Genomic DNA, 24520 nt, shown 5'->3' on the forward strand with positions numbered 1-24520 from the left:
TTGGCCTTGTCATTTTCTCTTAATCTTTCGGCGTTAATGTGCCCACATTAACGTGACGGGGCCGTTATCATCCGCCCCATGTGATGCTCTGGGAATTGACTCATGAAACTTTTAGATTGGTGGGCCTTGCTCCACCCCGCGATCGCAGTTGTTGTGATCTATCCGATTCTGGGTGTCGTGCTACGCCAGGCCTGGCTCACTCGCCAACGCCGCCTCAGTCCAGCCGACCAAAAATCCAAGATTCCCGTCAGCGTGGGTCAAGACCATAGTCAAGCGGGCCGATGGTTGACCACTGGCGTTGTTGTTGTCTCGCTGCTGGGTATTGGCTACCCAATTTTCTCGAAATTTGTAGAGGCAGGCCCGACTGGGTTTGACGGCGGTACACCTCGACTCATTACCCTACTTCTGGCCTGGATCGGCTCACTGGCTGCGATCGCGTCACTCTTTTTGCTGCGCCCCAAAACACCTCGCGAGCTACGGCTACCTCGGGCTCTGTTTGCGATCTTGACCGGCTTTGGTGTGGTGGCATTGGGACAACAGTCCGAAGTATTCAAGCGCGATTACGAGGCGTTGGTCTCGCACTATTACTACGGCATTGCCCTAGTGCTGTTGATGATCTTTGCCCTCGCAACTCTCCCCGAAATTCAACGCTTCCCGCGCTGGCGGATTTTGCATATTGTCCTGAATATTGCGGCAGCGGTTCTCTTCCTTGGCCAAGGAGTGACAGGAGCCCGCGATTTGCTCGAAATTCCCTTGAGCTGGCAGAAGCCCACCATCTACCAATGTGATTTTCAGAACCTGACTTGCCCAGGACAGCCCCCGAGCTGAGCCCGATCGCCTGGGATGGTTGAGCAATTGACCACCCTGCGATCGCAGCTATCGACGGGACTGGTAGCCACAGTCACCCCTGACAGCGATGGTAAAGTTGGGTCTTGGCAGCCCAACACAATTTCGGAGATCAACACGCACTATGGCGGGAAAAGGGTTCGGCTTCAGCCTCGGCAAAATGAAAGAGCTTGCTGATGCCTTCAAAAAAGCGCAGCAAGTGCAAGAAGGCGCCAAGCAGGTTCAAGAAGACCTCAACAACATGGAAATCGAAGGCCAAGCCCAGGGTGGCTTGGTCAAAGTCTGGGTCAGTGGCAACCAAGAGCCTCTACGTGCTGAAATTGCCCCCGAGGCCCTGAATGAAGGGGCAGAAGTGCTGTCTGAACTCGTGGCTGCAGCAATGAAGGATGCCTACCAAAAATCTACTGCTGCCATGAAAGAGAAAATGGAAGCGTTGACTGCTGGCTTGGGTATTCCTGGCCTCTAATTGCTGATTAGTGTGAAAGATAGCGGGGCGATCGTAAGGTCTCCCCGTTTTTGCTGTTTAGGTTGGTTGCGATCGCAGAGGAAGTTTGCAATGACCGTCAAAGTACTGTTCGTCTGTCTGGGCAACATCTGCCGTTCGCCCTCGGCAGAAAACATCATGAATCACTTGCTCGCTGAAGCAGGACTCGATCGCGCCGTGCGCTGCGATTCTGCTGGGACTGCCAGCTATCACGTCGGCAATCCACCCGATCGCCGCATGACGGCTGCTGCCCGCGAACAAGGCATCACCATGCAGGGCAAAGCCCGCCAGTTTCATCGCACGGATTTTGAGCAGTTCGACCTGATTCTGGCGATGGACGACGAAAACTACGAGGATATTGTGGCCCTCGATCGCGCCGGTGAGTATCGCCACAAGGTGCGGCGCATGTGCGAGTTCTGCCGCGAGTTTCGCGATCGCGAAGTGCCCGATCCCTACTACGGTGGTCCCGAAGGATTTCGTTATGTGATCAATCTGCTGCTCGATGCCTGTGGCGGACTGCTTGAGCACTTACAACAAGAGGGACTGATTAAAACTCACCGCTAATGATTTCCTCTATTGATGCGCAATCTCTCCTCGATTTCTGGTTTGGCAAGCCTACTGACCCGGAGTATGGTCTACCGCGATCGCCGTGGTTCCAGAAGTCAGAGACATTTGATGCCGAGATGCGCGATCGCTTCTTGGGCCTTTACGAGCAAGTCTGCGCTAAGGGAGTTGATCTGGAGGCGATCGCTACGCCCCAGCAGGCACTGGCATTGCTACTGTTGTTCGATCAAGTACCGCGCAACTGTTTCCGCGATCGCCCCGAAGCCTTTGCCACCGATCCCTTGGCTCTAGCGATCGCCAATCACTGCCTAGTCCAAGGCTGGGATCAGCAACTGCTGCCAGTGCAGCGTTGGTTTGTCTACCTGCCCTTGGAACACAGCGAAAATCTTGCTGACCAAGATCGGGCGGTTGCTTTGTTTGAAGCGCTAGGGGATGACCCGATCCATACAGGTGCGATCGCCTATGCCCATCAGCACCACGAGATCATTGCGCGGTTTGGCCGCTTCCCTCACCGAAACGAGATTCTTGGGCGATCTTCCACACCAGAAGAACTCGCTTTCCTACAACAGCCGGGCTCGCGCTTCTAATCTCAGCTGTGTTAGTCCCAGCAACCCATGTCCACAGCGACTAAAATCTAGCCACAATGCTTGATAGCGATCGGCGCGAGGGCTTGCTGCCGCCCCTGCGAGTTCTCCTCACTCTCTTACTGGCCATCGGAGTCATCTTTCGTAGCTATGAGCCACAAGACATCACCCTCCCTTGGACCGGACTCTCGCTCCCCTTCATCCCCGACAGCCGTGCCGAACTCTTCGACGCCGCCTACAACTGCTTCTGGATCGCGACCTTGGTGGCGATCGCTCTTGTCCTTCTTGAATGGGACGGCCAGCGAATTGGACGAAATCGACGCGCTGAAAGCCGAAACCGAGATGCTGCAAGAGAACAACAAGAAGCTCGCCGAGCTCGAATCCAAGCTCAAGTCCTTGTGGCGATCGGACAGCAGCAACTCAACGACAGCGCCGAATCCCGACAACGGCTAGCTGACGCGATCGCTCTGCTTCAGGAGTACGGCGATCTGTTATGACAATCTCGTTTTCGCTGAGGCAGTAGCTCACTGACTGTTCATGAGCGCTGAAGCTCGCGCTTTGCCCGACAGTGGCAAGAAAGTCGATCCCTTTTGATGCAATACCGTGAGTTATCCGCCAGTGAATGGCCTTGGCCGTTATTACTAGAGGCGGATCCTAGCCGAGAGCAAATCGAGCGCTACATTCATGATTCGACGGTACTCGGGATGTTCAACGAGCAGACGGTCATCGGTGTGATCGTCCTGCAAGCGCAGTCCCCACAAGTCTTTGAGGTGATGAATCTGGCGGTTGAACCCGACTATCGCGGCCAAGGGATTGGTAAGGCACTGATGGTCGCAGCGATCGCGCGAGCACAAGCTGAGGGAGGACGACGACTGATTGTCGCCACAGGGAACTCTAGTCTCGATCCCTTGGCATTTTATCAGAAGCTAGGGTTCAGCCTCGAAGCCTGTGAGCCGGACTACTTTGTCCGCACTTATCCGACTCCCATCTTTGAAAATGGCCTGCAATGCCGCGATCGCCTTTGGCTAGGCCTCTCCCTAGAGTCAGATGGCAAGCGTCCGCTTTGAGATCAGCCGTTTTTTAGCAGTGCACTCGCAGCCTAGACAGGGCGAACACTCACTCTCATTCAGCACCACTGCGATAGGCCAGCCAGAATCCTAAGCGGTCAGGCGATAGTAGTAATGGCTTTTGCTGGAAACTGGACGGATGAAATCACGCGCTGCGATCGCTTGGGCTGCAGGTCAACCGCTGACGATCGAGGAAGTTGATGTTCAGGCTCCACAAGCCGGCGAAGTCATGGTCAAGCTGGTGGCGACGGGTGTTTGCCACACTGATGCCTTTACTCTGAGTGGCGCCGATCCCGAGGGAATTTTTCCCTGTATTCTCGGCCACGAAGGGGCAGGGATCGTCGTTGAAGTCGGTGAGGGTGTGACTTCTGTCGCCGTTGGGGATCACGTTATTCCGCTCTACACGCCAGAATGCGGCGAATGTAAGTTCTGTAAATCCGGCAAGACCAATCTTTGCCAAGCGATTCGCGCTACCCAAGGCAAAGGCCTAATGCCAGACGGCACCAGCCGTTTTAGTCTCAACGGCCAGCCGATCTATCACTTCATGGGCACGTCAACCTTCTCGGAGTACACCGTGCTGCCGGAGATTGCGATCGCCAAAATCAATCCAGCCGCCGCACTGGATAAGGTCTGTTTGCTGGGCTGCGGCATCACCACCGGCATCGGTGCGGTTCTGAACACCGCTAAAGTCGAGCCGGGTTCGACTGTTGCGGTCTTTGGTCTGGGCGGCGTCGGCCTCAGCGTCATTCAAGGGGCAGTGCTAGCGAAAGCGAGTCGGATTCTGGCGATCGATATCAACCCCGATAAAGCGGAGTTCGCCAAACAGTTAGGCGCGACCGATTTCATCAATCCCAAGGACTACGATCGCCCGATCCAAGAAGTAATTGTTGAGTTGACCGATGGCGGCGTCGATTACAGCTTTGAAGCGATCGGCAATGTCAACACGATGCGCGCTGCGCTGGAAAGCTGCCACAAGGGCTGGGGCGAATCGACGATCATCGGTGTGGCCGGAGCCGGTCAAGAAATTTCAACGCGACCGTTCCAACTGGTAACTGGACGGGTTTGGCGCGGGAGTGCTTTTGGTGGCGTTAAGGGTCGTAGCCAACTGCCGGGTTATGTTGAGCAGTATCTTAACGGCCAAATCAAGGTCGATGAGTTCGTCACCGAGACGCGCCCACTCGAGGAAATTAACGAAGCCTTCGAGGATATGCACGCAGGCAAAGTGATTCGCACCGTCATCACCTTTTAATCGCCATGGAACTGCTTTCTTCACACCGCAGCTTTGGCGGCTGGCAGCAGCGCTACGGCTTTAAGTCCACTTCACTGAATAGTGAGACAACCCTCTCGGTTTATCTACCGCCACAAGCTGATCGAGGTTCTGTGCCGCTGCTCTATTGGCTCTCAGGGCTGACCTGTACAGACGAAAATTTCGTCACCAAAGCGGGGGCGCAGCGTGCTGCTGCGGAATTGGGATTGGCGATCGCTGCTCCCGATACGAGTCCCCGCGGGGCAGCTGTTGCGGATGATGCCGGCTGGGATCTCGGTCAAGGTGCAGGCTTTTACGTTGATGCGACGCAGGATCCTTGGCGATCGCACTACCAAATGGCGACCTACGTTCGGGATGAGTTGCCGGCATTACTGGCAGCACACTTTCCAGCGATCGACTGCGATCGCGCGGGGATTTCCGGTCATTCGATGGGCGGTCACGGCGCATTGACTTTAGCGCTGAACAACCCCGATCGCTATCGCTCAGCTTCGGCCTTTGCCCCGATCGCCGCACCCAGCCAATGTCCTTGGGGTGAGAAAGCCCTGACCGCTTACCTCGGAAGCGATCGCAGCGCGTGGCTGACCTACGATGCCTGCGAATGTTTGAAGACCAGCGCTTGGGATCGACCGATCTTGGTGGATCAAGGTGAAGCCGATGAGTTTCTTGCCGGTCAACTGTTGCCGCAGCAGCTAGAACAGGCAGCGCAAGCAGCAGGAAAAGCACTGACCCTGCGCTACCAGCCGGACTACAACCACAGCTACTTTTTCATCGCCAGCTTCATTGATGATCACCTGCGCTTCCACGCTGAGCAGCTAGGGAGCTGAGTCTTGTCCTTCGACTGTGAGCCTTGGGACTGCCACTAGTGAAGGGATGGCAAAACTCGCAATGCAAAAGCTTTCCCAACAGCAGAGGTCTTTTTAGCGGATGTTTCTGGTGACTGGTCAATAGTATCGGCTGCAGTCATGAGGAACAAATAAGTGGGGAGATTTCCTGCCAAAGCTCCGATCGCTTGCAACTGGTGAATGGAAGACTGAACAGTTGTAATCACATCTTCAAGACTTGCTGGAGAGGCGTTTTCCTTGAGCCAGCGATGAACAGTATTTAGCAGCCCTTGAACAAGCATTGTTTGATTTGCACTGATTAGCCCATTGATGACGCATAGAAGATTATCAATGACAGCAGTCTCATAATCGGCCATCAATAAACCGTTGACTGCATCCAGCAAGGAAGGAGTGAGCGAGCTATGACCCTTGAGGGCTGCAGTGAGGCTTGCAAGATCAAGAGAGTCACTGATCTGGAGTAAATCACTCAAATTCTGAAGCGCGATATTTCCAGTATCGGCAAGCTCTGGTGAGAGGCTACCCTGACCTGAGCGATCGCTTTTCACAACATATAGCGAGTTCATCCTGAGACTCTCCCAAACCACAAAAATCAGTTGTCCAAGAGAGATACGTTCAGTGTCGCTGAGCGGATGCATCTGATCGGAAAATTTTAGTGGTGCGGCATAAGTCGAGTGCTGGAACTTTTAAATTCTGAATTAAAACCAATGAAATACAAGGTTTTAGACAGCTATCTTGTACTTAGATGCAACTGGTTTCTTGTCCCACATCCTGCTGGATAATCGGCAGATATACAGAATCGGGGAGATGGCATTGCCACCTCCCCGATCGCGTAAAGCTTGTGTGTTGAGTCTTAGCGGAAGCCGACTGCTGCTTGCCACACGAAGGCGAGCAAGAGGAAGAACACCGGAATCACAGGCAGTACGTCTACCAAGGGATCGAAGATTTGGTAGGCTTCCGGCAATTTCGCCAAGAGCAATGCAGCTTCCATCGTTGAACTCCCTTCTCTGAACGCAAGACTCGACTCAGTTGTTCTGAATGCTATCACGGCGATACGGGCACTGCGGATGGCTGTAACCAATGGCCAAACTCTTCGACGAAGCGATCGCTCAAGATAGCCTCGCGAATCCGAGTCGTGAAGCGCACCAGCTCGGTGATGTTGTGAATCGAGAGCAAGGTATAGCCCAGAATTTCCCGCGATCGAATCAGGTGGTTGAGGTAAGCGCGGCTGAAGTTTTGGCAGCAGTAGCAGTTACAGTCTTCATCCAGCGGCTGGAAATCTTCGCGGAACTGTGCATTTTTCAGGTTCCAGCGATCGCCCTTGACTAAGGCAGCACCATGCCGCGCCAAACGAGTTGGGATCACGCAGTCAAACAGGTCAATCCCAGCGGCGATCGCCTGCACCATTTCGCGGTACGTCCCCACACCCATCAAGTAGCGAGGTTTATGGGCGGGCAAGAGCGGTGCTGTCGCTTCCACAATGCGGTGAATTTCTTCTGAGGGTTCGCCGACACTGACACCACCGATCGCATAGCCCGGTAGGTCAAGCTGAACGAGATCCCGGGCCGCCTGCTGGCGTAAATCCAGATAGACGCCGCCTTGAACAATGCCGAATAGGGCTTGATCCTGGGGTCTTTCATGAGCGTTGATACAGCGCTCCAGCCAGCGATAGGTCCGTGCCACCGCCGCTTCGACGTCCTTGCGCTCAGCTGGATAGGGCGGGCATTCATCGAAGGCCATGATCACATCGGCCCCCAGTGCATTTTGAATGCGAATCGATCGCTCGGGGGTGAACTCAATCACCGCGCCATCCCGGGGCGATCGAAAGGTGACGCCGCGCTCTTCAATCTTGCGCAGTTCACTCAGGCTGAAGACCTGAAAGCCACCGGAATCAGTCAGCATTGGCCCCGACCAATTCATGAAGCGGTGCAGACCGCCCGCTTTGGCCACAATCTCTTCGCCTGGTTGCAAATGCAGGTGGTAGGTGTTGGACAGCACCATCTGAGCGCCGGTATCGCGCAGTTGGGCAGGCGTTACAGTTTTGACCGTAGCCAACGTCCCCACCGGCATAAAGCGCGGGGTTTCAACAATCCCGTGGGGCGTGTGAAAGCTGCAAGCTCGGCCCCGTGTTTGGCTGCACTGTCGATCGATTTGGAACTGAAACGCTGTCAATGAAGCCACCGCGCACTGCCGATCCATGCTATCGCCGTAGCTGGCGCTTCCCGACATGATCCGGCAACTCTGGACTGAGCTGAATGCCGCCATTCTCTTTTACACGGTGCTGCCGTTACCCCAACGCTGGCCGACGCAGTTTGCGGGCATGAGCCGCTGGGCACCGATCGTTGGACTCATTCTGGGGCTGATTCTGGCGGTGAGCGATCGCCTCTTGGCAGTTGGTCAATTTCCACTACCGCTCCGCAGCTTGCTGATTGTTTTGCTGGCGATCGCCTTGACTGGCGGATTGCATCTGGATGGGGCGATGGATACAGCGGATGGGTTGGCGGTTCCCAATCCCGATCGCCGTTTGGAGGTGATGAGCGATAGTCACACGGGTGCCTTTGGCGCGATCGCTGCGATCGCCATCATCAGCCTGAAAACGATTGCGCTTTGCTACCTTCCTGCCCCGCGATCGCTGTTGATTTTGCTGATTCCAGTCTGGGGGCGCTGGGCGCAAGTGCTGGCGATCGTCCGTTATCCCTACCTCAAAGCCGAGGGCAAGGGGGCAATCCATAAACAGACGGGACGCGGCGCGATCGATCTCTTGCCAGGGGCGATCGCCTTAGTGCTGGGAATTGGCGCGATCGCTCGATTCCACTCCCTGACAGTTGCGCTTCAACTCCTCGCGATCGGGCTCCTCTGGGCTTGGGCAACCGGCGCTTGGTTGCAGAAAAAACTAGGGGGACAAACCGGCGACACCTACGGTGCAATCGTGGAATGGACAGAAGCCTTGATCTGGGTTAGCTTCACGATCGGGCAGGTTTAGTCCAAACCGGCACGGTGAAGACGAAGGCTACACCCGTTTTGGGTAAGTCTGGCTGGTAAGCCGCTGCAGGGCTGTAGCAGCGTAAATCACCGCCGACAGACTGGCTGAGGTCACGAGCGATCGCTAAACCCAAGCCGCTGCCGGGAATTTCGCCCTTCCCTTGGACACCACGAAAATTGCGCTCGAATAGGTGCGGTAAGTCTTCTGCTGGGATCTGAGGACCGTCATCCCAAACGCAGAAGGCGATCGCAGCGGTATCCAAAGCCACCCAACTTAAACCGATGCAGCCCGACACTGGTGTGTATTTGCAGGCGTTTTCTAGCAAATTCCCCAGAATTTCCTGCAGGGTGCTGGCGGGTGCCAAGACGGGAGGCAGCGGTCGCCAATCTTGCACTTCAAAGGCCAGCCCTTTCTCCTGGGCGATCGCGACGGTTCGCTCAATTAACAGCGGCAAATAATCATCAACTTCTGTCGGAATCTGCGGCGAAGCCGAGTTTAACAACAGTGGATTCGCACTGGGTAAAGCCGCGGTCGGAGCGGACTGGGAAGGTGAGTTGAGCAAGTTGAGGAGATCAGCTAGGCGATCGCTCTCTCGCAGCAAGCTCGCTGCTAACTGACGATTGCGTTCCTCGGGTTGCATACGGCGCAACAACAATTTGGCAAAGGTGCGCAGCGCCGTCAGCGGATTTTTGATCTGGTGTAGTAGAACCTCGAGCCGATCTTGCTCTTGAAGCTGCCAGTAATCGCGGTGCTGCAGTTGTTGTTGCAACAGCTGATTTTGTTGATCGAGCGATCGCCCCAGGGCCAAGGTGTCCGCAATTTGCTCCAGTTGTAGGGCTTCAGGTTCCGTCCAGTCGCGATCGTCACGACGGGTCACCAACAAGCCCAAAACTTGGTCGCCCTGCCGCAGCGGAATCCAGCGCTGATAAGACAGCTCGCCCATTTCTGAAGAGCGCATGAACTGCTCAATCGGCAGGGCCAATTTCGGGGCCGGCACGGATACAGCACTGTCACGAACTGGCGCCAAGGTGGATTGCGCGTAACCGGATAGAGGGCAATCGGCACTAGCATGGTTGCCGAGTCCTGCGCTTGGGGATCGACGAGGTAAACAGCACTGAGACTGGCCCCCAGCGCTTGGCTCAACAATTCGAGTTGCGCTTGGCAAATCTGCGAAAACTCGACCCCGGTCGTCATCCACGATCCCCATCAATCTGAGACGGAGCTCTGCCAAGCCTAACGCGAGCCTTTGCCCACAGCCTAGCGAGATCAAGGATAGGGGGACTGCTTAAAGAGGTGAGCGATCGCACCAAACTTAAAAAGTCATAAGGAAACTGATACGGACTGTAACGTCCGGCTTGTGCGACCCCAGCACTATCTATATGATGGAAGTTAATTTTGTATTGACAATTACAGAGCGTTCAGTTCTTTTTGGGCTGCTTGAAGCTCTGGGTAACGTGCAAGATCGGCCGAACCGAGGGGGTAAAGTCGTGGCGAGAAGACGGAAACGGAAAAGTCGGCGGCGTCTAGAAGGACGGAAAATTCTCGACTTGGTGCCTCAATATAGCATCGACAGTGGCGATGACAAGCCTGTGACGGCTGCTCGCAACTTCATCCATTCCGAGAAAATTGCACCGCCGGCTCTGCTGTTGGTCAAGCGCAACGAACACACGACCGATCGCTACTTCTGGGCCGAAAAAGGCCTATTCGGCGCTCAGTACGTTGAAGAGAATCACTTCTTGTTCCCCAGTCTGCGTGCCCTCCTAGAAGAGGAAGAAGAGTACGAAGACGAAGAAGAACCGATGTTGGCGACCTGCTAGGTCGGCGATCGGGCTCACTCACTCCGTTGTAGTTTGTGTTGAAAAGCGTAGCGATCGCTCAAGATCCCTACGCTTTTTGCTGGATGCTCTCTCGGGAATTCAGTCGCTGGCCACCGCAGTGTGGGGTGGCAGTTGCTGATTCAAAAAGTCGCGCAGTGCGGCGATCGCAGGGCGATCGATCCAGTGACCGCTCTGTGTTGGGAGGAGCTGACTTTGGCAACCAGCCGCTTGGAGCCGTTGGTGAATCTCTTCACCCGCTGCGAAGGGAACGACCGGATCGATCGTCCCATGGGTAACGATCGCGGTTGGTGTTAGGGCCTTAGGCCATTCGAGCGACGGATGCCAATAGCCGCTGCAGATCATCAAGCCTTTGACGGGCAGCAGAGCGCCCATTTCCAAAGTCATGGCAGCTCCTTGCGAAAAGCCCAATAGCAGTGTGCTCGATAGCGGTTGTTGGGTTTGCGCGGGTAACGCCAGCAACCAAGCTTTTAGTGCAGCGATCGCTTCGGACAAGCCTGGCCAATCGGTCTGGTAGAGGTCGTACCACATGCGACCGGCTTCTGTGCCTGGGCAAGTCAGCGGCGCTTCGACGGACCAGAGGTCCAGATCTGGTCGCGCAAACTCGGCATCGAGTCCGAGGAGATCCTCTGCATTCGCCCCAAAGCCATGGAGCAGCACCACTTGTCCGGCAGCAGGAGCGATCGCCGGGCGATGGCGAGCAGTCAGCATTATGGTCATCCCAAGGCTTCCAGTCAGGTGACGCTATTCTCGCAAGCCTGACCCGGAGCTGCCGTTTTCCGCAAAAGAAGAGCCTCTAGCGATTGCTAGAGGCCGAAAAACAGCTTCTCCTGCTTTCGGGTTGGTGGAGAAGTCTGAGCTGTTTGCAGTCTGGCTGAGGAGTCCTTAGAAGATCCAGAGTCTTCAATGAAATGTGAGCTTTGCAAAAGCAGGGACTTTCTTGCCCATGAAGGAATGCTCAGAGTGCGATCGCTGCGCCTCAATCCTCAGCCTTAGAACTTTTCAAGCGACTCGCCAACCCCAAGAGCCGCCAAGCAATCGCGGCCTGCGTCACAATGGCGGGTAGTTGAACCTTCCGAGATGGCATGGCTACAGAGACTTTGGCCCTGACGCCCGAAAACGTAGAAACCGTCCTGGACGAGCTGCGCCCCTACCTCATTGCCGATGGCGGCAACGTCGAACTGGTTGAGTTGGATGGCCCAATCGTCAAGCTGCGCCTCAATGGTGCCTGCGGCTCCTGCCCCAGCTCGACCATGACCCTGCGCATGGGCATTGAACGCAAGCTGCGGGAATCGATTCCTGAAATTTCTGAAGTCGAACAGGTCTTCTAAAAACGCCTGCATTTAGTTGAGCACCGCCACGCCAGTATGCTGAGTGAGGCGCAACTTTGTCTGCGCTAGCTGCATTCCTGCTGAACCGGTGCTCGACCTTCGTTTGCTGCGTGAAAATCCTGAGGCGACCCAAGCGCGCCTCGATCGCCGCCACTCTAGCTACGATATCCAGCCTCTGCTGAGCCTCGATCAACAGGTGCGGCAGTGGGAGCAAGAGCGAACCCAGCTCCAAGCCCGCAGCAATGAGATTGGGCGGAGTGTTGGCCAAAAAATGCGCGAAGGGGCTGACCCGCAAAGTGAAGAAATTGCAGCGCTCCGGGAAGAGGGGAACCAGCTCAAGCAACAGATTGCTGACCTCGAACAGCAAGAGCGTCAGGTCCGCAGCGAGCTCGACACCTACCTATTAACCCTGCCGAATCTGCCCGACGAGACGGTCCCCCTCGGCAGTAGTGAGGACGAGAACCGCGAGATCCACCGCTGGGGCGACGACCGCATTCGTGAGGGTGAATTTGCGCCGCACTGGGAAATTGGCGAGCGACTGGGACTATTTGATTTCGAGCGTTCGACGCGCATTGCCCAGAGTCGCTTTGTAACGCTACTGGGTGCGGGCGCGGCTTTGGAGCGAGCTTTGATCGCTTTCATGCTCGATCGCCAAACGGCCGCAGGCTACACCGAGGTGGCGCCTCCCTACCTGATCAACAGTGCCTCATTGACCGCTTCGGGTCAGCTGCCCAAATTTTCTGAAGAAAGTTTCCGCTGCGATCGCGACGACCTCTGGCTGACCCCGACAGCAGAAGTGCCGCTGACCAGTCTCTATCGCGATGAAATTCTCAGCGCTGACCAACTGCCACTGCGCTACTGCGCCTACACCCCTTGCTTCCGGCGCGAAGCAGGTAGCTATGGCCGCGACACACGGGGATTGATTCGACTCCACCAGTTCAACAAAGTTGAGCTCTATCAGTTCGTCCATCCTGACCATTCCGAAGCAGCTCATCAGCAACTCCTTGCCAATGCTGAAGCGATTCTGCAGGCTTTGGAACTGCCCTATCGCACGATCGAACTCTGTACCGGCGATTTGGGCTTTTCAGCTCAGAAAACCTACGACATTGAAGTCTGGCTACCCTCAGCAGGGCGCTACCGCGAAATTTCTAGCTGCTCCAACTGCGGTGATTTCCAAGCGCGGCGCGCCAACATCCGCTTCAAAGAAGCAGGTCAAAAAGGGACGCGCTTTGTCCACACGCTGAATGGCTCGGGTCTTGCTGTGGGTCGGACCATGGCAGCAGTTCTAGAAAACTACCAGCAGCCAGACGGCAGTGTACGCGTGCCCGAAGCCCTACAGCCCTACCTCCGCCAGACCGTGATTGGCCAGCCTTAAAGCGCCGGTGTCAGAATAGAGCCATTGACCCTCCTAAGGATTGCGCATGTCAGTTCTGGCTGCGATCGCTGTCTTAGCGTTGCTGATTGTGGTGCATGAAGCCGGTCACTTTTTGGCAGCACGCTGGCAAGGGATTTACGCCAACCGCTTTTCGATTGGCTTTGGGCCTGTGCTACTGCGCTACCAAGGGAAAGAAACAGAGTATGCGCTGCGGGCCTTTCCCTTAGGCGGCTACGTCGGCTTCCCTGACGATGACCCCGACAGCACCATCGATCCCCGCGATCCCAATCTGCTGCGCAACCGCCCTGTCCTCGATCGCGCCATTGTGATCAGCGCTGGCGTGATTGCCAACCTCATCTTTGCCTTCGTGATTTTGGTCACCCAAGTTTCGATCGTTGGGATCCCCCAATCGCTGCAGCCCCAGCCGGGCATCATCGTGCCCCATGTCATGGGGGAGAAAACCCCTGCGGCGATCGCGGGCTTGCAAGCGGGTGACATCATCACGGCCCAGGCCGGTCAAACCCTGGGTAGTGGCGAGCAAACGGTGAAGTCGTTTATTCAAACGATCAAAACTAGCGCCGGCCAGACGATTCCAATCACCGTGCAGCGGAATGGCAGCAACCTGCAACTTTCCCTGACGCCGGAGACAGGGGCCGATGGCCAAGGCCGGATTGGCGTGCAACTCGCACCCAATGGCCAAATCAACTACCGACGACCGAAAGGCCCAGGTGAAGTGCTGCGGTTGGCCTCCCAGCAGTTTGAGGAGATCTTTCGACGCACCGTGCAAGGCTTTGGTCAGCTGGTGACCAACTTCCAAGAGACGGCAGGCCAAGTTTCAGGCCCTGTCAAAATCGTCGAATGGGGTGCCAATATCGCAGCGAGTGACTCGGGCAACCTCTTCTTCTTTGCTGCTTTGATCAGCGTTAACCTCGCTGTGATCAACATCCTGCCGCTGCCAGCCCTCGACGGCGGTCAACTCTTCTTCCTGGCGATCGAAGCCCTCCAGGGTCGGCCTCTACCTCGCAAATTGCAGGAAGGCGTAATGCAGACGGGCCTGATGCTGCTCTTGGGTTTGGGTATTGTGCTGATTGTGCGCGACACCACCCAACTGGCTTGGGTTCAGCAATTTCTCCAACAGTGACGACACCTCGCTTGTCTAAAAAGCAGCGGGCACTGGCAGTTTTGGCTGAGCTCAAGCAGCTCTATCCCGAAGCACCCTGCTCGCTGGACTATGAAACGCCCCTACAACTGCTGGTGGCGACGATTTTGTCAGCGCAATGCACCGATGCCAGGGTCAACTTGGTGACGCCGGCGCTGTTTGCGCGCTTTCCTGATGCTCCTGCTTTTGCAGCGGCGGATGTGGGTGAGATTGAAGAGCTGATCCGCTCCACGGGGTTTTATCGCAACAAGGCGAAGAACATTCATGCCGCTAGTCGCCGCATTGTCGAGGTCTACGGGGGCGAAGTCCCGCAATCGATGCCAGAGTTGCTGACTCTGGCGGGGGTTGCCCGCAAGACCGCCAACGTTGTCCTAGCCCATGCCTTCGGGATTAATGCTGGTGTCACGGTGGATACCCACGTCAAACGGCTGGCGAATCGCCTCGGCTTCACCACTCACACAGATCCCATCAAGATTGAGCAGGATCTCATGAAACTGCTGCCCCAGCCCGACTGGGAAAACTGGTCAATTCGGTTGGTCTACCATGGCCGCGCCGTTTGCGATGCCCGTAAACCTGCTTGCGATCGCTGCAGTTTGGCTGACCATTGCAGCACCTTTCGCCGGACAGCCCGAAAGGCCTCTGGTATTATGGAGAATGCTGTCTAAATTCCAAAGCATCTCTTCAAGGCAAGCTAATGGCGAAAAAAGCGATGGTCGAGCGCGACCGCAAGCGCAAAAAACTAGTTGAAAAGTACGCTGCCAAGCGTGAAGCGCTCAAAGAGCAGTTTGCGGCCGCAACCAGCCAATCGGAACGGCTGGAGCTGCATCGCAAGCTTCAACAACTGCCCCGCAACAGTGCTCCTAACCGTGTGCGCAACCGTTGCTGGGTGACCGGTCGCCCCCGGGGCTACTACCGTGACTTTGGTCTCTGCCGTAACGTGCTGCGGGAGATGGCGCACCAAGGTCTGCTGCCGGGCGTGGTTAAGTCGAGCTGGTAAGTCAGCCGCGATCGCCTCATTCAAGTTTTAAAGTCAAAGGGGAGTCCAATGGGCTCCCTTTTATTTTGGAGGCCTGCGGGATGACTGAGCGGCGATCGCCATTGCCTCGATCGTGGACGAGTTGGGGCGTGGGTCTCTTGCTGCTGCTCTATCTCGGGGCCTTGGGCGCAGACTGCTTAGCCCCTTACAACCCCTACAGTTCGCAAGCCGACGCAGCCCTATTGCCACCCAGCCAAATCTTCTGGCGCAATCGCCAAGGCCAATGGCTTGGCCCCCATGTCTACCCAGTGCGCCAGGGCCCCATCGATCTGGAGACTGGTCAGCGGGAAGTGATCACTGACTGGAATGCCCCATCGCCTCTCCGCATCTGGGTGGTTGGCGATCCGTACCGAGTGCTGAGTTGGAAGGGCGATCGCCATCTCCTCGGCACCACAGGACCCGGCAAACTGCATCTGCTGGGAACCGACGATCAGGGGCGCGATCAGTTCAGTCGCTTGCTCTACGGCAGCCGCATTAGTTTGAGTGTGGGCCTAGTCGGTGTGATTCTGACCTTCCCGCTCGGCATCTTGGTGGGCGGCATCGCCGGCTACTGGGGCGGCTGGGTCGACGCACTGATCATGAGGCTGGTAGAAGTGCTGATGACCATCCCCAGCTTGTATTTACTGGTCGCGCTGGCCGCTGTCCTACCACCGGGGTTGAGTAGCGCCGAGCGGTTTTTGCTGATTGTAGCGATTACCTCGCTGATCAATTGGGCAGGATTGGCACGGGTCATTCGGGGGCAGGTGCTGTCACTGCGGGAACGGGAGTATGTCCAAGCCTCGCAGGTGATGGGGGCTAGTCGACTCTACCTGCTCATCCGCCACATCCTGCCCCAGACCCTGACCTACGTGATCATTGCCGCGACGCTGGCGGTGCCGAGCTTCATTGTTGCGGAATCGGTCTTGAGCCTCGTGGGCTTGGGCATCCAACAACCAGATCCCTCCTGGGGCAACATGCTGTCCTTGGCGACCAATGCCTCGATGTTGTTGTTGAATCCTTGGCTGATTTGGCCACCTGCTCTGCTGATTGTTGTTGCAGTACTGGCCTTCAACGTGGTGGGTGACGGGTTGCGCGATCGCCTCGACCCACGGCGTTGAGACCAACTGATTCCAGCCGAGGCAATCGCTCTCGAAGCTCAGCCAGAAGACAGCTATCAGACAGTTACAGGACTGGCCTATTCACAAACTAATTGAGACCCATTTTCAAGCCAGTTTCCAGACTGTCACAGACAGAGATTAGACTGAATTCCTTAAATTTTTAGATAATTTACTAATAGCTATGTTCCTGAAATCCCTCTTTCAGAAAGGATTTTTCAGATCGAGCTTTCGTTTCTTGAAGTCAAAAAGACAACTCCAAAACACTGAGGCGATCGCTGGAACATTCATTTCCGCATCGCGTCCAAAAGAGCATTACTGCTGTCATTAATTTCTCCTGCACCCATGAACTTCGCACGGACTTGTGGACTCGCCCTCGCTGCTTGTTTGGCCGGCGGCGCCGTACTCGAAGCGCAGCCCGCTGCAGCAGGGCCCGATAGATGGGATCGCTGTGAACGCCCCGGTCGAGGGAATCGTCGCGCCTGCTTGGAGCAGTTGAATCGCTTCAACCGGTTTGATCAGTTTGATCGCCGAGGGGTGCCCATTCCCGTTGTCGATCGGCGTTTTCTGCGATCGGGTAGCCGCATGAACCTGTTCTTCCCCGGTCGCGATCGCATTATTTTGCGCCGCGGAGAAGTCTTGCCTCTGGAGGGCCGCTTGGCCCGCGACATTTTTGACAATCGGGGTCGCGTTCTCGTGCCCCGCAATAGCCGGATTCTGGGTCAGCTGCGACCCGATGGACGGGGCCTGCGTTTCGTCAGCGATCGCTTGATCTTGCCGAATGGCGGCGTCTATCCGATTCGTGCTCACTCTGGCCTGATTTTCAGTGAGCCTTCCTTCGGTCGTCCCGACCTGAGCACAGTCTTGATCACCGGCGCTGCTCGCACCCTGCTGAGCAATTTGCCCGGCTACAACGGCGCCATCGATCGCAGTTTTGACGACGTCTTGCAGCGCGATAACTCCCAAATCATCGTCTTGGATTCCAGCGATCTCGGCTTAGAACTGCTATCTGATCTGACCTTCCGTTAACTCCCATCTATCACTTCTCCCCTTTCTGGAGTCACTCTCATGTCTCAAACCCTCAAAGCGGGCCTCGCCTCGCTTCTCTTCATCGGCAGCAGCAGTAGCGCCCTCACCCTGACCTTTAGCCCTGCAGCACTGGCACAGTCGACGCGCTTCAGCGATGTTTCCAGCAGTTACTGGGCTCAACCCTTTGTGGAAGCCTTGGCTAACCGCGGCATCATCACCGGTTTTCCTGACGGTAGTTTCCGCCCCAATGAACCGGTCAGCCGGGCCCAATTCGCCGCCATGCTCGACAAAGCATTTACGACTGGCAGCCAGAGATCGCCCCAAAACTTTAGCGATGTGCCGAGTAACTACTGGGCCCGCAACGCCATCGACTCCGCCTACAGCCGGGGCTTCATGAGTGGGTACACCAGCAACCGCTTTCAGCCCGAGCAAAGCATTCCTCGAGTTCAAGCTTTGGTATCGCTGGGGTCTGGCCTTAACCTGAACCCGCGATCGGACATCAACGGTACCCTCAGCATCTTTGCTGACAACAGCTCGATTCCAGACTATGCCCGCGATCGCGTGGCTGCTGCCACAGAGCGCAACCTCGTGGTCAACTATCCTGACCCGCAGTTCCTCAACCCCAATCGTTCTGCTACCCGTGCGGAAGTCGCAGCTTTCCTCTACCAGTCCCTGGCTAGCAATGGTCAAGTTGCTCAGGTGGACTCGCCCTACATCGTCAGCCAGAACTCGATCCCGGTCATTCCGAGCGCCGGTATAGCCCTTCCTCCTGGCAGCCTGATTCCGGTTCGCTACGACGCCGCTGAGCGCGTCTTGCTGGCTCCAGGCGAAAGCATTCCGCTGACCCTGACGGTTTCGCAGGACCTGACGCGATCGGGCCGGGTGGTCATCCCTCGCGGTAGCCAAATCAACGGCGAACTTCGTCCCGCCAACCTCGGCAACCAAGCTGGAACACAATTTGTCGCCCGCAACTTGGTTCTGCCCAATGGTCAGACCCGACCGCTCAACGCTCGCTCCGAGATCATCACCGACGTGGAGACTGTGCAGCGGGGCGCCAATCTCGGCAACATTTTGACCGGGACAGCTGTTGGGGCAGCAGCAGCAGCGGTGATCAGTGGCTTGACGGGCGATCGCCGCATTGATGTACTGGAAGTCTTGGGCGGCGCTGGTGTAGGTGGCTTGCTGAGCGGCCTGCTGATCAAAAACAACGTTGACCTGTTGGTGGTTGAGCCGAACCGCGACTTGGCTTTGACCCTCGACAGCGAGTTTGCGGCCCGATAGCAACTCACTGCGTTGGACCTGACTCAGTAGCGATCGCTCGTTGACCCGAAGGGGGTCTCCAAAACAAATCGTCCGCCTCCTTTGGAAGCGGACGATTTCGCGGATGGACAGCGCAGTTAAGAACTTATTCCGAGATGCTGCTCAGGGCGTTAGATGCATCCTTGGCAAAGCCAGAGTAGGCTTCCATCCCGTGTTCGCCAATATCCAAGCCTTGTAGCTCTTCTTCAGGCGAAACTCGCAGACCCAGCAGGGCTTTGAGGATATTCCAGATGATGACGCTAGCAACAACTGTCCAGACACCATAGGAAATAATTCCTAGGATCTGAGAGCCCAGTTGACCAAAGCCACCACCGTAGAAGAGACCTTTTTCAAGGTTAAACAGGCCTACTGCCAGCGTGCCCCAAATGCCGCAGACCAAGTGAACCGAGCAAGCACCGACAGGATCGTCAATCTTGAGGTTTTCGAAGGTGTAGACCGAGAAGACGACCAGCACGCCAGCAATCAAGCCGACGATGAAGGAGCCGCCCATACCGAAGCCATCGCAACCTGCGGTGACACCAACCAAGCCAGCCAAGATGCCGTTGATCACCATTGACAAGTCCGGCTTACCTGAGGTCGACCAAGACGTGATCGTGGCAGAGATGCCACCAGCAGCACCACCCAGCGTTGTGGTGACCGCCACATAAGGAACGGCAGTATTGAAGGCCAACACAGAACCGCCGTTGAAGCCGTACCAGCCGATCCAGAGAATCAACGCACCCAAGGTTGCGATCGCGAGGTTGTGACCGGGCAGCGCACCTGGGCGACCGTCCTGGAATTTACCCATCCGTGGGCCGAGGGTGATGGCGCCAATCAGAGCAGCCCAGCCACCAACCGAGTGCACAACAGTCGAGCCAGCAAAGTCGATGAAACCCGCTTTGTTGAGCCAGCCAGAACCGACGTTCCACTGCCACGACCCTGCAATGGGGTAAATGACAGCCGTCAGGATCAAGCTGAAGATGATGAAGTCGACAAACTTAATTCGCTCAGCAACAGAGCCAGACACGATGGTTGCAGCAGTACCAGCAAATGCTGCTTGGAAGAGAAAATCAAGTGAAGAGATGAGACCATCGTTTTTGATCGTCTCAGCCGAGACCGTTGGGTCGAAGAAGAAACCGAGTGGACCACCTTTACCGAAGTAGAGGAAACCATCGACCACCGGGCTTCCGTACATCAGCGAGTAGCCGATGAACCAGTAAGCGGTTGCAGCCAGGGTGAAAACGATGAGGTTTTTCGCCAAGACGTTAACAGCGTTCTTTTGGCGACAAAGGCCAGTCTCAACCATGGCGAAACCGGCGTTCATGAAGATCACCAGCACCGTGGCGACCATCAGCCAGAGGTTGTTGACTAGGAATTGGGCGCTAGGGACAGGATCTGCCGAACCTTGCGCGTTAGCCGCAACACCCCAAAACACTGCGATCGTGGCCGCTAGTGGCACACAGGCCAACCAGAGCTTCGATCCTTGGAAACGATTAATGAGGCGCTTAAAGCCCCCTTGAAAGTCAGGAACAGCAGTGGAGGCCCACGCCCATCCCTTCGGTTTTCGCCCAGCAAACGCAGGCGCTACACCTCGAGGCATTTGGAACAACTCCTTTGACAGCACGTCAATCTAGCAGGGCAAGGACAGTTGATCAGCCTAGGTACCGCTGAGCAGCAAGCTGTTCAGTATCCTTGTGAGATCTCTGTAAGCATTCAGCGAGACTCAAGGTTGTTTTGTAATCGATGTAACAGTTCGCCCCAAGGGTCTCAAATCAAATATTTATAAAAATTATGATTTCCATAGATAAGTCGAGGGGTCTCGAAGCCGAGAACCCCTGATGCTTATGGGTTGTGACGTCAATCCGCCTAGTGATGACCACCAGCATTTTCGAGGTAGGCCTCAACACCGATCGCACTGAGGCGAGTCTGCTTATCTTGCACCATTTGCGCCAATTCTTGGCGATAGGTCTGCACCGCTTGGAGTAGTTCGGGGTTGTGGCTAGCCAGCATTTGCACTGCTAGGAGCCCTGCATTGGTGGCATTACCGATCGCGACGGTTGCTACTGGGATGCCAGCCGGCATTTGCACGATCGAATAGAGCGAGTCCACTCCCTGCAACGTGCGGGTCTGCACAGGTACGCCAATCACCGGCAGGGGAGTTAGGGCAGCCACCATGCCCGGTAAATGGGCCGCACCGCCTGCGCCGGCAATGATCACCTTGAGGCTGCGCTGATGGGCTGTTTGGGCGTACTCCACCATCCGCACCGGAGTACGGTGAGCGGAGACAATTTCGACCTCGTGGGCAATGCCAAACTGCTGGCAGATGGCGATCGCGCCACGCATGGTGGGTAAATCAGAGTCGCTGCCCATGATGATGCCAACGGCAGGCTGGGTGAGCGCAGAGGGTGCAGCAGGAACAGGAGAAGACATGGTCACTGACGTAAGATTGGGGCGATCGGCCTGAGTTGCTGGGTCGGCCGTTACATGCAGACCGATGATGACCGCTGCTCCTACCCTGCTGACGAATATTCGCATTCCGGGCTGTGCAGAGGTTCAGCGTCTCTGGCTTGATGCTGCCGGTATTGTGCAGTCGATTGAGCCGATGTCGCAAACCTTCGATCGCCTGCCGCCTCCCCAACTGCGAATGATTGACCTGCAGGGCGACTGGCTCTCTCTGGGCGGCATTGACCTGCAAATCAATGGGGCACTGGGGCTGGCCTTTCCTGAAGTGCAAGCCAGCGATCGCAATCGCCTCTTAGCCATTTGCCGCCGGCTCTGGGAACAGGGTGTTGATGCTTTTACCCCAACCTTAGTCACCAGCTCGATCGCACAGTTTCGGCAGGCCATTGAGGCAATCGCGGACTTCGTGGCGCAGCCCTTGCCACCCCGCCACGCCAAAATTTTGGGACTCCATCTGGAAGGGCCTTGCCTTGCAGAATCTAAGCGCGGCGCTCACCCACAGGAGCATTTGCAACCGCTGACGGTCGAAGTTCTATCGGAGATCTGTGGCGATCACTTGGCGCAAATTCGGATTGTCACCCTCGCACCGGAGTTGGATCCCACAGGGGAAGCGATCGCTTGGCTGCGTCAGCAGGGTGTGATTGTCAGCTTGGGGCATTCCCAAGCCACAGCAGAGCAGGCCCAAGTCGCTTTTCAGCAGGGCGCAACCATGGTAACCCACGCCTTTAATGCCATGCCGCCCTTGCATCATCGTCAGCCCGGGCTGTTGGGCGCAGCATTGACTACGGACACCGTGTTTGCGGGATTGATTGCGGATGGTCAGCACATCGATCCAATTATGCTGAAATTGTTGCTGCGAGCCGGTGAGGGCGATCGCCGATTGTTTCTGGTCAGCGATGCCTTAGCTCCCTTGGGCTTACCCGACGGTCAGTATCCCTGGGACGAACGACAAATCACAGTCACCGCCGGCACTTGTCGACTCGAAGATGGCACCCTCGCCGGCACCACCCTGCCGCTACTGGCAGGGGTTCAAAATTTGGTGCGCTGGCAGGTCTGTGAACCGGAAACCGCGATCATGCTGGCGACCCTAGCACCTCTGCGGGCCTTGGGGGTGGATTGGTCGGATCCGCGTCTTCTCTATTTGTCCCGTCCCGTCTGTCAGCTGCTGCGCTGGCACCAGTCCGACACGGGAGAACTGACTTGGCAGAGGCTCTGCGAAAACGACGAATTACCGACTCCTACGTCGATCTAGGTCAGTCGGAATATTAGAATCGTCTGCGAAGATGCCGCCCTTGCCATGACAGCCCTCGACGACAAAACTATCGTTCGTGACTATTTCAACGCCACGGGCTTCGATCGCTGGAGCCGGATCTATGGCGATGGCGAGGTCAATTTCGTCCAGAAGAACATCCGCATTGGTCACCAGCGCACCGTCGACACCGTGCTGAGTTGGCTGGAAGCCGATGGCAATCTGAGCGATCGCAGCTTTTGTGATGCCGGCTGCGGTGTCGGCAGCCTCAGCTTACCCCTAGCACAGCGGGGGGCACAGGCCGTTTATGCCAGCGACATCTCCGCCAAGATGGTGGAAGAGGCTCGCGAGCGGGCCAGTCAGATCCCCAATTTGAACAACATTCAGCTCGAAGTTTCGGACCTTGCTTCTCTGAGCGGTCGCTACGACACCGTCATCTGTTTGGATGTGTTGATTCACTATCCAGAATCCGACGCGGCGGCCATGTTGAGCCATCTTTGCAGCTTAGCTGAGCAACGGGTTTTGGTGAGCTTCGCGCCCAAATCCCCTGTCTTGAATGTGCTCAAGCGCATTGGACAGTTCTTCCCGGGGGCCAGCAAAACGACCCGCGCATATCAGCACAGTGAAACCGCGATCGCAGCAGCCTTAGCGGCGAATGGCTTCCAAGTGCAACGTCGGGCCTTCAACAAAGCACCCTTCTATTTCTCACTTCTGCTCGAAGCTGTCCGAACTGCCTAATCAATTGTTGTTCGAGAGGTATCGCAGATTGAAGACTGAACTGGCATTTGCATTAATCAGCTGCAATCACCTCTCAGATTGACTAGACACTCAAGCATACTGAAGGTTTCAAACATCAGTAACAAGCAATAATTTTGAATTTCACAGCAACCTCAGGCGGTAGCATTGCTGCAATTAAATGGCATCTTTCGCCATACCATTCTCTACAGTTTAAGGATGTATTGTTAAATCTTTTTCTTGAGTATCGTGTATCTTCTGCATGGAATCGAATTAACTGATCAGCGATGCAAGCTGCTTCTTCTAAGAAGTAATTTTCTTGGCGTTCTTTCCGTTGTTGCTGCTTGAATATGGAAGGCCGATTATGAGGTGATTTAGGCCAAGAATTAAGTTTTTCCTTCAAGTTTTCTACTTCCCTGAGATGGCAATTAATTTTTTTGTTATCTTGGGCACGAAATAATAGGACTTGAGGATTAGGACAAGCAGTAACGGTTAAATGTGACTGCCCCCCTAAAATAGAGTATCTAGAAGAACTTTTCTTCCCCTGTTCTTTCCTAGAATCGGAGCCCGAGAGAAGAGGTGAACTACGTGGAGTAGGTAAAGTTGATCGTACCGGCAAAGACATCGAGATCAACTGCAGCTTGGCGGTTTTCTGGGGTATCTGCAGCACCACCAAGGAACCATAAAACATCTGCAGAGATACTGTAGTAGTCTTGGGTTCGTTGATAGATATCTGCAGCTTCAATTTTGGCAAGTTGACATTCACCAATAATTCGATAGCCCGTCGAGAAAACGACTGCAACATCTGCAATTCGACCATTCTTTCCAGCTTCTGAAATTGGATGTTCAATTTCAATAAACGCTTCTTGGGCATCAATCATCCCCTTATAAACTTCTTGAAAGTACTTACTGATTTCCAACTTTCCTTGCAAGTGCTCTGGAGATTCCGGATGATGTTCCATTACTGTGGTGCAAGGATGAGTATGAACAAAGTGCAATGAGGTATTTTGTCTCTTTCTGGGAAACATTAATGTTTGACAGAAAGGACAAAAAAGTCTTCCTTTGGGAAAATTTTTTCTGATTTCAAGGACTGACTTAAAATCTGTCGCAAGGACTATGCTACCCTGTTGATCTTTTGCTTTGAAAGGCATGATCAAATCTATTCCTTTATTGATACTTCTCGTTTAGAGAGTCAGTATAGTCTTCTTGTAAATCCTGATCACTAGAAGTTGTTCCATGGCTTTTATCAATCCCCCCTAGTCCAGTCAACGTACCAAGAGTAAT

The 24520-nt window shown here is 55.4% G+C and carries 29 protein-coding genes; 20 read left to right on the forward strand and 9 right to left on the reverse strand.

Annotated elements, in window-relative coordinates:
- Positions 1-102 precede the first annotated feature (102 nt).
- From SYC_RS05590 to fghA, 8 genes are all read left to right on the forward strand, one after another.
- Complete coding sequence (locus SYC_RS05590; protein WP_011243365.1) at positions 103-828, forward strand: DUF4079 domain-containing protein; 726 nt, start codon at positions 103-105, stop codon at positions 826-828.
- Positions 829-970: 142 nt separating this feature from the next.
- Positions 971-1312 carry a YbaB/EbfC family nucleoid-associated protein gene (locus SYC_RS05595; protein ID WP_011243366.1) on the forward strand — a complete coding sequence of 114 codons (342 nt, stop codon included), beginning with the start codon at positions 971-973 and terminating at the stop codon, positions 1310-1312.
- Positions 1313-1402: 90 nt separating this feature from the next.
- Positions 1403-1894, forward strand: coding sequence for a low molecular weight protein-tyrosine-phosphatase (locus SYC_RS05600; RefSeq protein ID WP_011377586.1), 492 nt, complete (start codon positions 1403-1405; stop codon positions 1892-1894).
- Entirely contained in the window at positions 1894-2481 is a 588-nt protein-coding gene (locus SYC_RS05605; RefSeq protein ID WP_011243368.1) for a DUF924 family protein, read from the forward strand. Before SYC_RS05600 ends, SYC_RS05605 begins: the two co-directional genes overlap by 1 nt.
- Positions 2482-2537: 56 nt before the next feature.
- Complete coding sequence (locus tag SYC_RS05610) at positions 2538-2975, forward strand: hypothetical protein (protein WP_011243369.1); 438 nt, start codon at positions 2538-2540, stop codon at positions 2973-2975.
- A gap of 96 nt (positions 2976-3071) precedes the next feature.
- Complete coding sequence (locus SYC_RS05615; protein WP_011243370.1) at positions 3072-3545, forward strand: GNAT family N-acetyltransferase; 474 nt, start codon at positions 3072-3074, stop codon at positions 3543-3545.
- A 139-nt stretch (positions 3546-3684) separates the two neighbouring features.
- Positions 3685-4794 (forward strand): S-(hydroxymethyl)glutathione dehydrogenase/class III alcohol dehydrogenase, encoded by a 1110-nt coding sequence (locus tag SYC_RS05620; RefSeq protein ID WP_011243371.1) that lies wholly within the window; start codon positions 3685-3687, stop codon positions 4792-4794.
- A 5-nt stretch (positions 4795-4799) separates the two neighbouring features.
- On the forward strand, positions 4800-5636 hold the full coding sequence (gene fghA / locus SYC_RS05625; RefSeq protein WP_011243372.1) for an S-formylglutathione hydrolase: 837 nt from the start codon (positions 4800-4802) through the stop codon (positions 5634-5636).
- A 35-nt stretch (positions 5637-5671) separates the two neighbouring features.
- On the opposite strand, the gene SYC_RS05630 is transcribed toward fghA, so the two are convergent.
- The 3 genes from SYC_RS05630 to tgt form a co-directional block, all read right to left on the reverse strand.
- Positions 5672-6217 (reverse strand): hypothetical protein, encoded by a 546-nt coding sequence (locus tag SYC_RS05630; protein ID WP_234701808.1) that lies wholly within the window; start codon positions 6215-6217, stop codon positions 5672-5674.
- Positions 6218-6504: 287 nt separating this feature from the next.
- Entirely contained in the window at positions 6505-6642 is a 138-nt protein-coding gene (locus SYC_RS13435; RefSeq protein ID WP_006195022.1) for a photosystem II reaction center protein K, read from the reverse strand.
- A gap of 53 nt (positions 6643-6695) precedes the next feature.
- Positions 6696-7850, reverse strand: coding sequence for a tRNA guanosine(34) transglycosylase Tgt (gene tgt, locus SYC_RS05635; RefSeq protein ID WP_011377585.1), 1155 nt, complete (start codon positions 7848-7850; stop codon positions 6696-6698).
- Between the two features lie 28 nt (positions 7851-7878).
- Here tgt and cobS point away from each other — a divergent pair, with 28 nt between their 5' ends.
- Positions 7879-8634 carry an adenosylcobinamide-GDP ribazoletransferase gene (cobS, locus tag SYC_RS05640; protein ID WP_011243375.1) on the forward strand — a complete coding sequence of 252 codons (756 nt, stop codon included), beginning with the start codon at positions 7879-7881 and terminating at the stop codon, positions 8632-8634.
- On the opposite strand, the gene SYC_RS05645 is transcribed toward cobS, so the two are convergent.
- On the reverse strand, positions 8615-9661 hold the full coding sequence (locus tag SYC_RS05645) for a sensor histidine kinase (RefSeq protein ID WP_206740566.1): 1047 nt from the start codon (positions 9659-9661) through the stop codon (positions 8615-8617). The genes cobS and SYC_RS05645 overlap by 20 nt on opposite strands.
- Before the next feature lie 460 nt (positions 9662-10121).
- Between SYC_RS05645 and SYC_RS05650 the strand changes: the two genes are divergently transcribed.
- Positions 10122-10451, forward strand: a complete 330-nt coding sequence (locus SYC_RS05650; protein WP_039755863.1) for a DUF3155 domain-containing protein — start codon at positions 10122-10124, stop codon at positions 10449-10451.
- Between the two features lie 99 nt (positions 10452-10550).
- Here SYC_RS05650 and SYC_RS05655 read toward each other — a convergent pair whose 3' ends face one another.
- Positions 10551-11189: an alpha/beta hydrolase gene (locus tag SYC_RS05655; RefSeq protein ID WP_231621352.1), complete on the reverse strand. Its 639-nt coding sequence runs from the start codon at positions 11187-11189 to the stop codon at positions 10551-10553.
- Positions 11190-11554: 365 nt separating this feature from the next.
- On the opposite strand from SYC_RS05655, the gene SYC_RS05660 reads away from it, so the two are divergent.
- The 8 genes from SYC_RS05660 (at position 11555) to SYC_RS05695 (ending at position 18774) form a co-directional block, all read left to right on the forward strand.
- On the forward strand, positions 11555-11800 hold the full coding sequence (locus SYC_RS05660; RefSeq protein ID WP_011243379.1) for a NifU family protein: 246 nt from the start codon (positions 11555-11557) through the stop codon (positions 11798-11800).
- Positions 11801-11888: 88 nt separating this feature from the next.
- Positions 11889-13175 (forward strand): serine--tRNA ligase, encoded by a 1287-nt coding sequence (gene serS, locus SYC_RS05665; RefSeq protein WP_011243380.1) that lies wholly within the window; start codon positions 11889-11891, stop codon positions 13173-13175.
- A gap of 46 nt (positions 13176-13221) precedes the next feature.
- Entirely contained in the window at positions 13222-14316 is a 1095-nt protein-coding gene (gene rseP, locus SYC_RS05670) for an RIP metalloprotease RseP (protein WP_011243381.1), read from the forward strand.
- On the forward strand, positions 14313-14999 hold the full coding sequence (nth, locus tag SYC_RS05675) for an endonuclease III (protein ID WP_011243382.1): 687 nt from the start codon (positions 14313-14315) through the stop codon (positions 14997-14999). Before rseP ends, nth begins: the two co-directional genes overlap by 4 nt.
- Positions 15000-15028: 29 nt before the next feature.
- Positions 15029-15331 (forward strand): 30S ribosomal protein S14, encoded by a 303-nt coding sequence (rpsN, locus tag SYC_RS05680; RefSeq protein ID WP_011243383.1) that lies wholly within the window; start codon positions 15029-15031, stop codon positions 15329-15331.
- An 80-nt stretch (positions 15332-15411) separates the two neighbouring features.
- A complete protein-coding gene (locus tag SYC_RS05685; protein WP_011243384.1) occupies positions 15412-16467 on the forward strand; it encodes an ABC transporter permease in 1056 nt (351 codons plus the stop codon).
- A 342-nt stretch (positions 16468-16809) separates the two neighbouring features.
- A complete protein-coding gene (locus SYC_RS05690; RefSeq protein WP_011243385.1) occupies positions 16810-17493 on the forward strand; it encodes a TrbI/VirB10 family protein in 684 nt (227 codons plus the stop codon).
- 39 nt (positions 17494-17532) lie between these two features.
- The gene (locus SYC_RS05695) at positions 17533-18774 is read left to right on the forward strand and encodes an S-layer homology domain-containing protein (RefSeq protein WP_011243386.1); all 1242 of its coding nucleotides are present in this window, start codon (positions 17533-17535) and stop codon (positions 18772-18774) included.
- Between the two features lie 124 nt (positions 18775-18898).
- Here the strand turns inward: SYC_RS05695 and SYC_RS05700 are convergent, their stop codons facing one another.
- Both SYC_RS05700 and purE read right to left on the reverse strand, forming a co-directional pair.
- The gene (locus SYC_RS05700; protein WP_011377582.1) at positions 18899-20392 is read right to left on the reverse strand and encodes an ammonium transporter; all 1494 of its coding nucleotides are present in this window, start codon (positions 20390-20392) and stop codon (positions 18899-18901) included.
- Positions 20393-20658: 266 nt separating this feature from the next.
- Positions 20659-21222 (reverse strand): 5-(carboxyamino)imidazole ribonucleotide mutase, encoded by a 564-nt coding sequence (gene purE, locus SYC_RS05705; protein WP_049749323.1) that lies wholly within the window; start codon positions 21220-21222, stop codon positions 20659-20661.
- Positions 21223-21286: 64 nt separating this feature from the next.
- Here purE and nagA point away from each other — a divergent pair, with 64 nt between their 5' ends.
- Positions 21287-22504 carry an N-acetylglucosamine-6-phosphate deacetylase gene (nagA, locus tag SYC_RS05710; protein WP_011243389.1) on the forward strand — a complete coding sequence of 406 codons (1218 nt, stop codon included), beginning with the start codon at positions 21287-21289 and terminating at the stop codon, positions 22502-22504.
- A 45-nt stretch (positions 22505-22549) separates the two neighbouring features.
- Positions 22550-23239: a magnesium protoporphyrin IX methyltransferase gene (gene bchM / locus SYC_RS05715; protein ID WP_011243390.1), complete on the forward strand. Its 690-nt coding sequence runs from the start codon at positions 22550-22552 to the stop codon at positions 23237-23239.
- A 115-nt stretch (positions 23240-23354) separates the two neighbouring features.
- On the opposite strand, the gene SYC_RS13800 is transcribed toward bchM, so the two are convergent.
- Positions 23355-23861 carry a hypothetical protein gene (locus tag SYC_RS13800; RefSeq protein WP_011377580.1) on the reverse strand — a complete coding sequence of 169 codons (507 nt, stop codon included), beginning with the start codon at positions 23859-23861 and terminating at the stop codon, positions 23355-23357.
- The gene (locus tag SYC_RS05720) at positions 23821-24387 is read right to left on the reverse strand and encodes a competence protein CoiA (RefSeq protein WP_011243391.1); all 567 of its coding nucleotides are present in this window, start codon (positions 24385-24387) and stop codon (positions 23821-23823) included. The genes SYC_RS13800 and SYC_RS05720 overlap by 41 nt, the downstream gene beginning before the upstream one ends.
- Positions 24388-24520 lie beyond the last annotated feature (133 nt).

This window comes from Synechococcus elongatus PCC 6301, from assembly GCF_000010065.1.
In the GTDB taxonomy this organism is placed as follows: Bacteria; Cyanobacteriota; Cyanobacteriia; order Synechococcales; family Synechococcaceae; genus Synechococcus; species Synechococcus elongatus.

Coding starts and splice junctions, on each gene's coding strand:
- SYC_RS05615 (WP_011243370.1), top strand. CDS start 3,072: ATGCAATACCGTGAGTTATCCGCCAGTGAATGGCCTTGGCCGTTATTA.
- SYC_RS05695 (WP_011243386.1), top strand. CDS start 17,533: ATGTCTCAAACCCTCAAAGCGGGCCTCGCCTCGCTTCTCTTCATCGGC.
- SYC_RS05655 (WP_231621352.1), bottom strand. CDS start 11,189: ATGACCATAATGCTGACTGCTCGCCATCGCCCGGCGATCGCTCCTGCT.
- purE (WP_049749323.1), bottom strand. CDS start 21,222: ATGTCTTCTCCTGTTCCTGCTGCACCCTCTGCGCTCACCCAGCCTGCC.
- SYC_RS13435 (WP_006195022.1), bottom strand. CDS start 6,642: ATGGAAGCTGCATTGCTCTTGGCGAAATTGCCGGAAGCCTACCAAATC.
- SYC_RS05660 (WP_011243379.1), top strand. CDS start 11,555: ATGGCTACAGAGACTTTGGCCCTGACGCCCGAAAACGTAGAAACCGTC.
- SYC_RS05720 (WP_011243391.1), bottom strand. CDS start 24,387: ATGCCTTTCAAAGCAAAAGATCAACAGGGTAGCATAGTCCTTGCGACA.
- SYC_RS05690 (WP_011243385.1), top strand. CDS start 16,810: ATGAACTTCGCACGGACTTGTGGACTCGCCCTCGCTGCTTGTTTGGCC.
- SYC_RS05700 (WP_011377582.1), bottom strand. CDS start 20,392: ATGCCTCGAGGTGTAGCGCCTGCGTTTGCTGGGCGAAAACCGAAGGGA.
- SYC_RS05600 (WP_011377586.1), top strand. CDS start 1,403: ATGACCGTCAAAGTACTGTTCGTCTGTCTGGGCAACATCTGCCGTTCG.
- SYC_RS05605 (WP_011243368.1), top strand. CDS start 1,894: ATGATTTCCTCTATTGATGCGCAATCTCTCCTCGATTTCTGGTTTGGC.
- rpsN (WP_011243383.1), top strand. CDS start 15,029: ATGGCGAAAAAAGCGATGGTCGAGCGCGACCGCAAGCGCAAAAAACTA.
- cobS (WP_011243375.1), top strand. CDS start 7,879: ATGATCCGGCAACTCTGGACTGAGCTGAATGCCGCCATTCTCTTTTAC.
- SYC_RS05590 (WP_011243365.1), top strand. CDS start 103: ATGAAACTTTTAGATTGGTGGGCCTTGCTCCACCCCGCGATCGCAGTT.
- rseP (WP_011243381.1), top strand. CDS start 13,222: ATGTCAGTTCTGGCTGCGATCGCTGTCTTAGCGTTGCTGATTGTGGTG.
- fghA (WP_011243372.1), top strand. CDS start 4,800: ATGGAACTGCTTTCTTCACACCGCAGCTTTGGCGGCTGGCAGCAGCGC.
- SYC_RS05685 (WP_011243384.1), top strand. CDS start 15,412: ATGACTGAGCGGCGATCGCCATTGCCTCGATCGTGGACGAGTTGGGGC.
- bchM (WP_011243390.1), top strand. CDS start 22,550: ATGACAGCCCTCGACGACAAAACTATCGTTCGTGACTATTTCAACGCC.
- SYC_RS13800 (WP_011377580.1), bottom strand. CDS start 23,861: ATGTCTTTGCCGGTACGATCAACTTTACCTACTCCACGTAGTTCACCT.
- nagA (WP_011243389.1), top strand. CDS start 21,287: ATGATGACCGCTGCTCCTACCCTGCTGACGAATATTCGCATTCCGGGC.
- SYC_RS05595 (WP_011243366.1), top strand. CDS start 971: ATGGCGGGAAAAGGGTTCGGCTTCAGCCTCGGCAAAATGAAAGAGCTT.
- tgt (WP_011377585.1), bottom strand. CDS start 7,850: ATGGATCGGCAGTGCGCGGTGGCTTCATTGACAGCGTTTCAGTTCCAA.
- SYC_RS05620 (WP_011243371.1), top strand. CDS start 3,685: ATGAAATCACGCGCTGCGATCGCTTGGGCTGCAGGTCAACCGCTGACG.
- SYC_RS05610 (WP_011243369.1), top strand. CDS start 2,538: ATGCTTGATAGCGATCGGCGCGAGGGCTTGCTGCCGCCCCTGCGAGTT.
- SYC_RS05630 (WP_234701808.1), bottom strand. CDS start 6,217: ATGAACTCGCTATATGTTGTGAAAAGCGATCGCTCAGGTCAGGGTAGC.